At 57.9% G+C, this 11,842-nt stretch carries 13 protein-coding genes; 3 read left to right on the forward strand and 10 right to left on the reverse strand.

The window, feature by feature from the left end; genetic code table 11:
• Positions 1-4 precede the first annotated feature (4 nt).
• The 5 genes from H9C73_RS03785 to H9C73_RS03805 all read right to left on the reverse strand — a co-directional run bounded on the left by H9C73_RS03785 (position 5) and on the right by H9C73_RS03805 (position 6,086).
• A complete protein-coding gene (locus tag H9C73_RS03785; protein WP_209286462.1) occupies positions 5-715 on the reverse strand; it encodes a ZIP family metal transporter in 711 nt (236 codons plus the stop codon).
• A gap of 27 nt (positions 716-742) precedes the next feature.
• Positions 743-1,213 (reverse strand): Cys-tRNA(Pro) deacylase, encoded by a 471-nt coding sequence (gene ybaK / locus H9C73_RS03790; RefSeq protein ID WP_209286463.1) that lies wholly within the window; start codon positions 1,211-1,213, stop codon positions 743-745.
• A gap of 31 nt (positions 1,214-1,244) precedes the next feature.
• Positions 1,245-4,277, reverse strand: a complete 3,033-nt coding sequence (locus H9C73_RS03795; RefSeq protein ID WP_209286464.1) for a PAS domain S-box protein — start codon at positions 4,275-4,277, stop codon at positions 1,245-1,247.
• Positions 4,219-4,662: an MASE1 domain-containing protein gene (locus tag H9C73_RS03800; RefSeq protein WP_209286465.1), complete on the reverse strand. Its 444-nt coding sequence runs from the start codon at positions 4,660-4,662 to the stop codon at positions 4,219-4,221. The genes H9C73_RS03795 and H9C73_RS03800 overlap by 59 nt, the downstream gene beginning before the upstream one ends.
• A 125-nt stretch (positions 4,663-4,787) precedes the next feature.
• Positions 4,788-6,086, reverse strand: coding sequence for a DEAD/DEAH box helicase (locus H9C73_RS03805; protein WP_328797935.1), 1,299 nt, complete (start codon positions 6,084-6,086; stop codon positions 4,788-4,790).
• 154 nt (positions 6,087-6,240) lie between these two features.
• Between H9C73_RS03805 and H9C73_RS03810 the strand changes: the two genes are divergently transcribed.
• Positions 6,241-6,858 carry a periplasmic heavy metal sensor gene (locus H9C73_RS03810; protein WP_209286466.1) on the forward strand — a complete coding sequence of 206 codons (618 nt, stop codon included), beginning with the start codon at positions 6,241-6,243 and terminating at the stop codon, positions 6,856-6,858.
• 9 nt (positions 6,859-6,867) lie between these two features.
• On the opposite strand, the gene H9C73_RS03815 is transcribed toward H9C73_RS03810, so the two are convergent.
• The 4 genes from H9C73_RS03815 to H9C73_RS03830 form a co-directional block, all read right to left on the reverse strand.
• Positions 6,868-7,350 carry a nucleoside deaminase gene (locus H9C73_RS03815; RefSeq protein ID WP_209286467.1) on the reverse strand — a complete coding sequence of 161 codons (483 nt, stop codon included), beginning with the start codon at positions 7,348-7,350 and terminating at the stop codon, positions 6,868-6,870.
• Positions 7,351-7,401: 51 nt separating this feature from the next.
• On the reverse strand, positions 7,402-8,250 hold the full coding sequence (locus H9C73_RS03820; protein WP_209286468.1) for a pirin family protein: 849 nt from the start codon (positions 8,248-8,250) through the stop codon (positions 7,402-7,404).
• Positions 8,251-8,371: 121 nt separating this feature from the next.
• Positions 8,372-8,785 (reverse strand): alternative ribosome rescue aminoacyl-tRNA hydrolase ArfB, encoded by a 414-nt coding sequence (gene arfB / locus H9C73_RS03825; RefSeq protein WP_209286469.1) that lies wholly within the window; start codon positions 8,783-8,785, stop codon positions 8,372-8,374.
• A gap of 5 nt (positions 8,786-8,790) precedes the next feature.
• Positions 8,791-9,345 carry an NMCC_0638 family (lipo)protein gene (locus tag H9C73_RS03830; RefSeq protein ID WP_209286470.1) on the reverse strand — a complete coding sequence of 185 codons (555 nt, stop codon included), beginning with the start codon at positions 9,343-9,345 and terminating at the stop codon, positions 8,791-8,793.
• 135 nt (positions 9,346-9,480) lie between these two features.
• Between H9C73_RS03830 and H9C73_RS03835 the strand changes: the two genes are divergently transcribed.
• Complete coding sequence (locus tag H9C73_RS03835; protein ID WP_209286471.1) at positions 9,481-10,023, forward strand: cytochrome c3 family protein; 543 nt, start codon at positions 9,481-9,483, stop codon at positions 10,021-10,023.
• Between the two features lie 11 nt (positions 10,024-10,034).
• Positions 10,035-11,351, forward strand: a complete 1,317-nt coding sequence (locus tag H9C73_RS03840) for a multiheme c-type cytochrome (RefSeq protein WP_209286472.1) — start codon at positions 10,035-10,037, stop codon at positions 11,349-11,351.
• A 17-nt stretch (positions 11,352-11,368) separates the two neighbouring features.
• Here the strand turns inward: H9C73_RS03840 and H9C73_RS03845 are convergent, their stop codons facing one another.
• Entirely contained in the window at positions 11,369-11,752 is a 384-nt protein-coding gene (locus tag H9C73_RS03845; RefSeq protein WP_209286473.1) for a DNA-J related domain-containing protein, read from the reverse strand.
• Positions 11,753-11,842: the final 90 nt, after the last annotated feature.

Consider the following 11,842-nt stretch of genomic DNA (forward strand, 5'->3'; position numbering starts at 1 on the left):
CGCCTCAAGACGTCAGCATATGACCGGCAATCCCCAGGGCAAAGCCCAGAACAGCCCCCATGGGTGGCCCCCAGTGACGCGCCAGTTTGACCTGCGGGGCAATATCCTGAAACACCGAATAGAGAATCCCGCCGGCGGCAAACACCATGATGGCCGCGACGGTGGAAGGCAGGTGGGAAAGCCAGAGGTAACCGGCCAGACCTGCCAAGGGGCCCAGCAGCGCCATGGCCGCAAACAGGGTAATGATGCGCCAGGGAGACAGCTTGCTTGAGTGCCGCAATTCACGGAAGGCGTTGAACCCTTCCGGCAGGTTTTGCAGGCCAATCAACAGGGCCAGCAGCAGCGCGTTACTGCCGCCAAGGGCAAGGGAGGCACCGAGGGCAATGGATTCAGGTACGAAGTCCGCCAGCATGGCCACCAACTGGCTTGCAGTCGTTTTGAACAGGTTCAGCAGCACATCGATGAGCATGAACACGACCCCGCCGAGCATAAACCAGAACAGCGCAGCTTTGACATCCAGCTGTTCAATGCCGTCCGGCACCAGCACCAGCGCCACAGCCGAGAGCAATGCGCCCCCGCCCAGCGCGATCACGCTGTGCCGAAATTCATGTTCAAGCCAGCGTGGCCGTATGCGTTCAATTCTGGCAATGACGGCACCCAGCGGCATACTCATGCCCGCCAGCAGAGTCAGTACCAGTATTTCAACCACCGCCATAGACACTCCTGTCGCAGACAAATCGGCTCAGATATCGGCAATGGGGGCGAAACGGGCCGAGGTCAACCGGGCCAGCGCTTCGGGCGCCAGCTCGATCTCCAGCCCCCGCCGCCCGGCACTCACGTGGAAGGTATCCAGCGCCCGTGCGCTCTCATCGATGAAGGTGGGCAGACGTTTCTTTTGCCCCAGTGGACTGACACCGCCCATCACGTAGCCCGTCACCCGCTCCACATCCTGCGGATCGGCCATGGCCGCTTTCTTGGCCCCGGCGGCCTTGGCGATCTGCTTCAGATTGAGCTTGCCGCCCACCGGCACGATGCCAACAGCCAGCCCCTTGCCATCCAGGCTCACCACCAGTGTCTTGAACACCACTTCGGTCGACAGCCCCAGCTTCTCGGCCGCTTCCAGTCCGTACCCCTGACTGCCCGCTTCATGGACATATTCATGTACCTGATAAGGCACCCTGGCTTTTCGGACAGCATTGATGGCAGGCGTCATGCACGTGATCTCCTCTCATGTTTCAGGCCGATCAGTGTACCTTCTGCGCCCTGGTAACACAGCCGTCTTCGGTGCTGAACAGGTTATAACGGTTCTTGCCCGCCCGCTTGGCAGCATACATCGCATGATCGGCATGGCGCAGCAGGGTTTCAGGATCTTCGCCATCCTGCGGGTAAAATGCCACGCCGATACTGGCCGACACACTGCGTTCCTGCCCCTTCACCGGCAAGGGACGCGTCACTTCCATCAGTACACGCGACAGGGCCGACTGCCAGTCTTCATGATGAGAGAGGTCGCTCATCAGCAGAACAAATTCATCTCCGCCCAAACGTGAAACCGTATCCACCTCACGCAAGGCTCCGGTAAGACGGTTGCCGATCTCGATCAATACCTGATCACCGGCATCATGCCCCAACTCATCGTTGATCGGTTTGAAACCATCCAGGTCCAGATAACACACGGCGAACTCAGTCTGATGGCGGCGTGCAAGCACCACGGCACGGGACATGCGCTCGGAGAGAAGGGTACGATTGGGAAGCCTGGTTAACGCATCAAAATGCGCCATGTCTTTAAGTTCAAGTTGCTGCTGTTTCAGCAGACTGATATCCCGTGTTACCGATAAAACTGATGTGACCCGGCCCTCCTCATTTTTCAATGGTGCCGCATGGGTATCCAACCAGCGCATATGGCCATGTTTGCCTGTAATGGTGAATTCCAGACTGCCATGCTGCCCGGAAAAAGCCTGTTGATGTAATGTTTCAAAGGCCTGGCGATAAGGTTTGTCCACAAAGTTCAGCACACCCTTCTGGTTGATTTCCTCAACACTTTCAACCTCAAGCATTTCCAAACCCGCTCTGTTCATTTGGGTGACTTGTCCATCCTGTGACATCACCTTTACGCACTCCGGTTCCGTTTCAATGATCGCTTTCAAATACGCCTCACTGGCAACCACTGCCGCTCGGCTTTTATCCAGCGTCATGACGGACCCGATCCATCTGGCCAACAGGCGAATGAACTCTCGGTCACCGGCATCAAACGCTCTTGGATAAGGCTTCGCGCTTGAAAAATTCACTGTGCCGTAAAGGCTGTTATCCACCCAGACAGGCGCGCCCAGATAGCTTTCCAGTTGAAATTTCCGGTAACAGGGGTGTCCTGAATAAGGCGAGACTTCCATATGCGATATGGCAACAACATCTCGCGACGTGAGTGTCAGATCACAATAGGTTTCACCAAGAGCGAAATGCTGATCTTCTTCCAATGTACCGGGGGGCGCTGAAAACACATGAACCCGATAATCACTGCCAGACACTGCACTGATAATGGCACAGTCCAGATCGTAGTAACGGGCGCCAATCTGAAGTGCTTTTCCCATCTGTTGCTTAAGCGGCAGGTGTGACTGGGCCGCCACTTCATTCAGTGCTTTTAAACCTTCACGATGACGCCTCTCCCGGTCGTCCAGCAGTTTCCGATCAGTGATATCGCGGGCTGAGGTGAAGCACAACCACTCACCATTAAACGGCATGGCCCTGGCTGTAATTTCAACCGAAAACTCAGTCCCATCCCGGCGCCGGTGAACTGTTTCAAAAGGCGGTGTCCATTGCTCCTTGCATTGATCAATTATCGCTCTGACCTCTTTTTCAGAGTTGCGAGGGTCAATGTCAGGCACTTTCATATTCAGTAGCTCATCCTGCCGATAGCCCAGTGCTTCACAGGTCGCCCGGTTGGCATAACAAATCCTTGTGGTTTCATCCGTCAACATCAGCATATCGGCGGCGTTATCACTGAAGAACTTGAATTTTCGCAGGTTCTGCTCGGCATCCTTTCTGGCCGTAATATCCTCCAGTAACGCAACGCCACCCAGCACTTCACCGCACTCACCCCGCACCGGAGCACACCGCATGGAAATCCAGATTTTTTCCTGACCATAGCTGGTGCAGTACTCCCCTTCGTACAGGGCATTTTTACCTTCAAGCGCCTGTTCCAGTGCCGGTACAACACGTTGATCCTTCAACCCGGTACAATCCAGCCCCAGCATGTAGTCGACCGGTACTTTCATGATGTCGGCAAAGCGCTCATTGACATAGCTCACCACCAGGTTCCGGTCATAGTTGATAATACCGACCGGCGAATTGTTCAGCAGCTGTCGATACCGTTCCTCACTTTGCTGCAGCTTTATGCGGCTTGTCTGCAGTTCGGCTTCAGCCTGCTTGCGCGCATCAATATCAACCAGCGTGCCCGCCATTTTCAGAGGGGTGCCCCGTGAATCGCTCTCCACGGCCCGGCCACGCATAAGCATCCAGCACCAGCGACCGGGACCGCTGTAAAAGCGGCATTCCAGCTCCAGCATGTCAGCCCCACCCGACAGATGCTGCAGCAGCGCAACATCCAACACTTCAACATCATCCGGGTGAATGACACTGCGCAGTGTGTTGCCATCATGAGTTTGAGCCAGTGACAACGGCAGGCATGATTCATCCGCATGAGTGATCGCATCTGTTTCCAGGTTCCATTCCCACATGCCCAGCTCTGCACCCAGCGTTGCCAATGCAAGTCGATGCTGGCTTTGACGCAACTCATCCATCAAAACGGTAATCAGCACGGGGATGATGGTCGCCGTTGCCATATAGCCCCATAACATCGCCAGGCTGAAGTGAACCTCATTGGACTGAAAAGGACCCGTTCCCTGTGAAGTTGCCCAGACGGCCTCAATGGCAAGCAACAATGCCGCTCCCGAAGCCAGAGCAATGCTTCCGCGTACCGCCAGCCATGACAACAGGAAAAAAGGCAGGTAAAGAATCGGATGGTAAAGTGCACTTTGGGATACAGGTCCGTTAAAGATCAGTGCACCCGCCGTGACCAGAAGCGACAACACCAGAAGCAATTCTCGCCGGCGCTGATTCCCAAACACATCCAGGCTTTGGCGGCTGGCCGTAAGGAGCGGCACGCCACACACCAGAGCGCCCATGGCATCACCCAGCCACCAGACACTCCAGGCAGCTAGTAGATTATCGGCACTCAGCACGCCAGCCAGCCAGCCAGAGTTGCAATACGCCGTTGGAAGCACTGATAGTCATCCCGCCAATCACCCCCACTGACAGATATAACTGGAGGTCTCGACGATTATGAAGGCGTTGATCAAACCCCTTGCGCCGCAGTAACCATGCGGCCAGTACCGGTCCCAGTGTATTGCCACAGGCAATTGCTGCGGCCAGCAAGAGAGGGCTGCCGATCCACAGGTTGACTCCCATAGCCCCCAGCCAGATCGCTAGCCACAGGCTGCCACCCCACCTCAGTAATGCAGCCAGGGCAATTCCTGTTGGCGCCCAGATCAACGTGATATGCGTTTCAATAAAGGGAACGGACAGACCGGCAAGACCTGTCAAGAAGTAAGAAACAAACACGAGCACTGCACGAAAAAGCCAGGTACGTGTGGTGTTGGCGGGTATCATGTGTCTCATCACTCATACAACCGGGGGCAGACATCCAAGAATATTGCAGCCTTAAGGAGGCATACACAACACTTAACAAACATCCCTTGGTCGTATATTCGCAAAAGCCGATTTATTGACTGCTATCAAGTAAACAGCGATTTGCGCCCCGCCGAGCGCGCCGGACGCTTCACGCCCGTGTCTGTCTTGGCAGGCTTGCCTTTCCTCGCAGCCGCCGAATCATGTTTGGCTTTGCCTTGGCGCCTGGCAGCCTTTTCGGTACTTTGAGCCCCCGCTTCAACCAGCTTGCCGTTTTCCAGTGTCGGCACCGGCTGGACCTGCAACGGCTTGTCGATCAGCGCGGAGATGGCCTTGAGAAAACGCCGCTCTTCCGGTGCCACCAGAGACACCGCCCAGCCCGCCTGCCCCGCACGACCGGTACGTCCGATACGGTGCACATAGGCTTCCGGCTGGTTGGGCAGATCGTAGTTCACCACCTGTGGCAGGGCTTCAATGTCCAGCCCGCGCGCGGCCACATCGGTCGCCACCAGCACATCGGCTTCGCCTGAGCGGAAGGCTTCCAGTGCCCGCAAGCGCTCTCGTTGGTGAACATCCCCGTGCAGAGGGAGTGCTCGAACGCCCTCCTGTTGCAGCTCGGATGCCACCTGATCGGCACGCCGCTTGGTACGTGTAAACACCAGCGTTTGCCGCCACCGCCCGGCCTGTATCAGGTACAACAGCACATCGGTCTTGTCGGCGTTCGTGACAGCATAGGCACTCTGCCGGATTTGACGGTTGGTACTGTTGCGCCGCGCCACCTGAATCCGCGCCGGGCTTTTGAGCAGTCGGTCCGCCAGTGCCTGTATGGGATCACTGAGCGTAGCGGAAAACAGCAATGTCTGACGTTCAGCCGGCATCAGCTCGATCAGTTGACGGATATCCTGAATGAAGCCCATATCCAGCATGCGGTCAGCCTCATCCAGCACCAGCACTTCGAGCTGATCCAGCGAGAGCTTTTTCTGTTTCAACATGTCCAGCAGCCGCCCGGGGGTTGCGACCAGTACATCCGCCCCCCGTTTCATCTTGCGGATCTGGTTATCAAAGCGTACCCCGCCGAAAATCGAGATCACCCGCATCCCGACGTACTGTCCATAGGCCAGCAGGGTTTCGCCCACCTGTACGGCCAGCTCACGGGTCGGCACCAGCACCAGTGCCCGAATATCGTGATAGGGTTCCGTCACCGACACCTGGCTCAAGCGCTCGATGATCGGCAACCCGAAGGCCGCGGTTTTACCGGTTCCTGTCTGTGCCTCGGCGATCAGATCCTGCCCCTCAAGGATGGCGGGTATCGCACGCAACTGAATCGGGGTCGGCGTCTGGTAACCCAGTTGTTCAACAGCAGCGATCAGTTCGGGACGCAGGTTCAGGTCATGAAAGGTGGACACGGCGTGTACTCAGCTTAAAACCTCTATTATCGCATGTCCTCAAGGGACAGTCTCGCCGGCTTCAGCCCCATCCGCTTGAGTGGATCACGCTTGCCTAACGGTCAATATGTGCCACGCTTCAGAGCGATGAAACGGATCATACGGGAGGTGGCAGATGTTCAATCAATGGCGTTCAGGTGCACTGATGCTGCTCATCAGTGCCAGCCTGAGTTCTCCGGCGGTCGCACAGCATCACATGGGAAGCACACAAGGCATGGGCCCCGGCATGATGCAGGGGCAGTCGTCCATGCCGGGCTACGGTATGGGCTATGGCTACGGCATGGGTATGATGCAGGGCTACGGCCCCATGATGGGACCGGGCATGATGATGGGCGGCCCTATGATGGGCGGCATGGGCATGATAATGGGTGGCCCCATGATGGGTGGCATGGGCATGATGCCCTGCCCGATGCAGTATGGAAACAATGCAGGTATCGAGCTGACCGCGCAACAGCAAGAGCAGATGCAGGCGATCCAGGAAAAACACTGGCAGGTGCATCAGGATCATATGACCTCAATGCAACAGCATCACGCACGCATGCAATCGCTGTGGCAGGATGGCAAACCCGACAACAGGGACATTCTCGATGCGCACCGCGACATGCAGAAGCTGCAGCTTGAGATGCTGGAACAGCGACTCAAGCTGCAGGATGAGATGGAAGCGATTCTCACAGATGAGCAGCGTGAGTCGCTCCACCGGATGTACAAGCGGGGCTATCCTTCAAGCCAATAAATCGAGCGGTCAGTCACATCCTCGGCAGCGTCTGTGCAATTGTTGAATGCGGTCGACCAGCGCCGGGACAGGTCCCTCCACCGGTATCCCCGGCGCAACCTCACGAATGGACAGGGTACTGACCGGCGGCGGTGCGACGCCCATCTCGTTCAGCCAGCGCGCCAGCTGCTGTGAGGAGCTGGCGTAGACGATACGCCCCAGCCCCGACCAGGCATGTGCGGCAGCACACATGGGACAATGCTCGCCCGACGTGTATACCGTCGCAGCCTTACGCTGCTCGGGGGTGAGGTGCCGGACCGCCCAACGCGCCAGTTCAAACTCCGGATGCCGTGTCGGGTCGCCGGTTTCAACGATGCGATTGCGATCTTCTGCCAGCACCTCGCCATCGGCGCCGACCAGAACGGAGCCAAAGGGCTCGTCTCCGGCCTCCAGTGCTTCCTCTGCCAGCTCAACCGCTCGCTTGAGGTACGTCATTTCCGTTTCAGACCACATGCCAGCCTCCTGATTATCCGAGTTGATCCATGCGGCCAGCCTACAGGAAGGTTACACCAGCTGGCCACGCTGATAGTCAACGATTGCCTGCTCGACCTCTTCCATGGTGTTCATGACAAAGGGGCCGTACTGCGCGATGGGCTCTCGTATCGGCCTTGCCGCCAATATCAGCATGGCCGCGCCCTGCTCCCCGGTACTCAGGGTCAGCTTACTGCCTTCCCCCAACTCGGCGGCTTCGTTCACCTGAAGCGCCTCATCCCCCAGCCGAGCTTCGCCTTCAAACAGGTAGACGAAGCCGTTCTTGTCCTCACTGATCGGGAGGGTGATACGGCTGTGCGGTGACAACCGCAGGTCCAGCATCAGCGGCTGCCGGCTGATGCCCTTGACCGCGCCCTGATGTTCAATCCCGTCAAGCGTGACAGACCCGGCGATCAGCTTGATACGTGCACCGCTCTCCGGCGCTTCGATGACCGGAATTTCGTCAGCCGCAAACTCCTGATAGCGGGCCGGTGTCATTTTTTCCGCCGCCGGCAGATTCACCCAGAGCTGAAAGCCGCGCATCAGCCCTTCGGACTGTTCCGGCATCTCTTCGTGGATCACGCCGCTACCGGCTGTCATCCACTGCACACCACCACTGCCCAGAACCGCTTCATTGCCCAGATGATCACGGTGGCGCATCTGGCCATCCAGCATATAGGTCACGGTCTCAAAGCCCCGGTGCGGGTGTGCCGGGAAACCGGCGATGTAGTCATCCGGGTTGTCGGAGAAAAAGTTGTCCAGCATCAGGAAGGGGTCGATGCGGTGCTGGGCAGAGCGGCCCAGGCTGCGCAGGAGACGCACCCCTGCGCCATCACGGCTTTCGCGTGCGGTAATACGGCGTTGAATAGTACGCTGAGACATAGTGGGCCTCCTTTATCTTGGAATGACCCTATTCTGGAATCGAGCACACCGATGATAAACAGCAAGTATTTGCCTGAAATGATCGATTTTTCTGATCATCCCGGGCATCCAAGTGCCAGCGCTAGACTTTCACCTTGCCGCGCAGCGACTTCACGCCGCCACGCTGCTTTTTCTTATCCAGTCGCTTGCGCTGAGAGCTCCGCGTCGGCTTGGTAGGACGCCGCTTTTTTTCCACTTTCACGGCACTGCGGATCAGATTCACAAGGCGGTTCAGGGCATCTTCGCGGTTCTGCTCCTGAGTGCGAAACTGCTGCGCCTTGATCACGATGATGCCATCCGAAGAGATACGGCTGTCATTCAACTGCAGCAGCCGTTCCTTGTAAAAGGGAGGCAGTGAAGACGCCTGAATATCAAAGCGGAGGTGGATGGCGGTTGCGACCTTGTTCACGTTCTGCCCGCCCGCGCCCTGAGCGCGGATGGCATTCAGCTCGATCTCGTGTTCGGGCAGGTCCACGTTGTTGGATATCTTAGGCATTGGGCTTAGCGGTCATCGATGGAAAGTGACACACGGGCCTGAATGGGAGCGGCTTCATGTTCGGCCGTTAACAGCGACAGCACCAGACGCCGGGGCGCATGCTCCGTGGCCCACTGCCATGACAAACGACTGGCTTCACCCGTAAGAGGGCTTTCCACCCGGTCGTCTTCCAGCGGGGTTGCGATCAGCGGTGCCGGGGCCTGTTCCGCCATACGGGCAAACCAGCCACGATTCACCCGTGACTCGCCCCCACGCGCCATGACATGGCAGCTCTGATCTCCCTCCGGCAGGGCCAGTACGTATTGACCAAAGGCCCCCTTGAACGGAATGGGCCAGACATCACCCGGCTGACCGTCCAGAAAATTGACCGCCTGCTGCGCGGGCAATCTGGGCAGTTCCTGCGCCACGAGCTGCTCCCGCAGGCCGGCAAAGCTTTCCAGATGCTTGACGCAAAAGGACAGATAAATCTTTTGCAAGAAGGTTTCGCGTTCCCCCGCGTGTACCTGGGCCGAGAGAGCGGCCAGCACCACACAGAGGCTGAATAAGACGTTAGCGCGCATTCGCTTTCCCCATGTTCACTGCGCCCTAGTCTGAACGCAGATCAATAGACTGACAAGTCGGCTGGCAAACCGGGCAGGCTCGACTAGGCTGACCTCAATATAATAATAAACCTGCCATGCATAAGGACTTTTGCTGTGTTCTGGATCAAGTCTCTGTTGATACTGGCCCTGCTGGGATCCGGTGTCCTGCTGAGCTGGGCCTTCACCGACAAGGCGCTGCACCTGACGTCCGATCACCAGTTCTGCGGCAGTTGCCACAGCATGAAGCCCATGCAGGCATCCTTTCTGCGAGACCCGCATGGTGGCCGTTCCGCCACCGGCATTCAGGCACTTTGCACCGACTGCCACCTGCCCCATGACAGCACCGTCAACTATCTGTGGATGAAAGCCCGCAACGGCGCCTGGGATGTCTGGAAAGAGTTCGTTCTCGGTGCCGAAGATGTTGACTGGCATGCCAAGCGGGCTCGGGCCAATGCCTATGTGTATGACTCCGGCTGCCTCAAGTGCCACAACAACCTGCAGCAGGCCTCTGAACTGGACAGTGCCCGCTTCGTGGCCCACAAACCCTACTTCCTCGGCGCCATTCAGGATACCTGTATCGACTGCCACCGCGTCGGGCACAAGGACCTGGAGCGTGACCTGCCTCCCCCACCGCCTATTGCGACCCGAGAAGGATAAGGAGACCCGCCATGATCCGGCTGATACCTCTGCTCTGCTCACTCTTGCTCTTGTTCATCTCCCACGCGGGTGCAGCCAACAGCGGCCTGGAGATTAACCCTGAAGTACGCTCCCTTGCGTTCAGTCGCAGCCTGACCGAGCTGGACAAGCAATGTGTCGGCTGCCACCAGAACGAACATCCGGGGATTGTTGCCGACTGGAAAAACAGCCGGCACAGCCACACGGGTGTCGGTTGCAACGACTGCCATGCAGCCTCCAAGGGCGATGCCGATGCCCAGCTGCATAATCAGGAGGGCCTGCAGAACGTCTACATCTCCCCGCTGGTTTCACCGGATACCTGTGGTCGCTGTCATGCTCAGGAGCAGGCGGAGTTCGACCAGAGTGGGCACTTTCGCTCCTATCGCCAGATCATTCCCAAGGACAGTCTGCACGCGCTGGTCAAATTCCATGAAGGACGGGATAACCCGGAGCTGGGCAATGCTCCGGGCGAGACCGGCTGCATGCAATGCCACGGCACCGAGATCAAACTGCTGGCAAACGGCAAGCCGGACCCCACCACCTGGCCCAACTCAGGCATGGGCAACATCTACCCGGACGGCTCCACCGGCAACTGCGGCGCCTGCCACACCCGCCACCGCTTCTCCATTGCCGAAGCGCGCAAGCCACAGGCCTGTGCAAGCTGCCACCTGGGGCCCGATCATCCGGACATAGAGGTGTTCGAGAACAGCAAGCATGGCCAGGTGTTCGCGGCTGAAGGGCATGAGTGGAACTGGAATGCACCGGCCGATGCCTGGGAGCCGGGCGACTACCGAGCCCCAACCTGCGCCACCTGCCATATGAGCGGCGTAGGCAATCTGGCGCCCACCCACAACATCAGCCAACGCCTTTACTGGAATCTCTGGGCCAAGCGTTCGGAAGTGCGCAACTCCACCGATGTGCTCAGCCCGCTGCTGGGCAACGGCGAACAGGGGCGCAAGGAGATGAAAGCGGTGTGCAATGCCTGCCACGGCAGTTCACACACCGAAGGGTTCTTCGCTCAGGGCGACAAGGCCGTGAAGCTCTACAACGTGGAGTACTACGACCCCGCCAAGGCCATGTTGGATGAACTGGATGCCAGGGGGCTGCTGAAAGACAACCCCTGGACTGACGAATTCCAGATCACCTTTTACCACCTTTGGCATCACGAAGGACGCCGGGCACGGCACGGGGCCATGATGGCAGGTCCTGACTATGCGCACTGGCACGGATTCTTTGAGCTGCAGCAGGATCTGTACAAACTTCAGGCGATTCACAAGAAGCGTCTGGAAAGCGGGCAGATCGAAGACTGAAAGCGGTGTGACCGGCCTTAATGACGCGGGCCGGTCACCGAATGCATCAGGGTTTCCACATCTTCAGCCGTCGTGTTCTCGAAGTTGTGCCAATCCAGATAATACTCGCTCAGGTCCGGGTTGGCGGGAACCGCCTCGGCATTGGTTTCAGGGGCATGCAGCACGATCTGCATGGGCGAAATGCTGAGGACACGACTCTCCTCTTCCCACAGAACGTTTTGCAGATCATAGAGCGCGTTCATGATGATGAAATGCTTGCGGTAAAGCGCGAGCGACCCATCGGCCCCCACATCATCAAATGCATGCTGGTGCTCCAGGACCTTCATCAAATAGTACTCACTGACGCCTTCAGGGTGAGCTCTGAGTTCGCTCAGCACCTGCGGCAGTACCGGGTTAATCATCACGGCCCCCGAGACTTTGCTTTATGCATGTTCACTTCCAGTATAGTCTTGAGTAAAAGGAGTGCCATGCACGGATAGCACCTGCAGCGG

Origin of the sequence: Marinobacterium alkalitolerans (genome assembly GCF_017776525.1) — a bacterium.
Taxonomy (GTDB): domain Bacteria; phylum Pseudomonadota; class Gammaproteobacteria; order Pseudomonadales; family Balneatricaceae; genus Marinobacterium; species Marinobacterium alkalitolerans.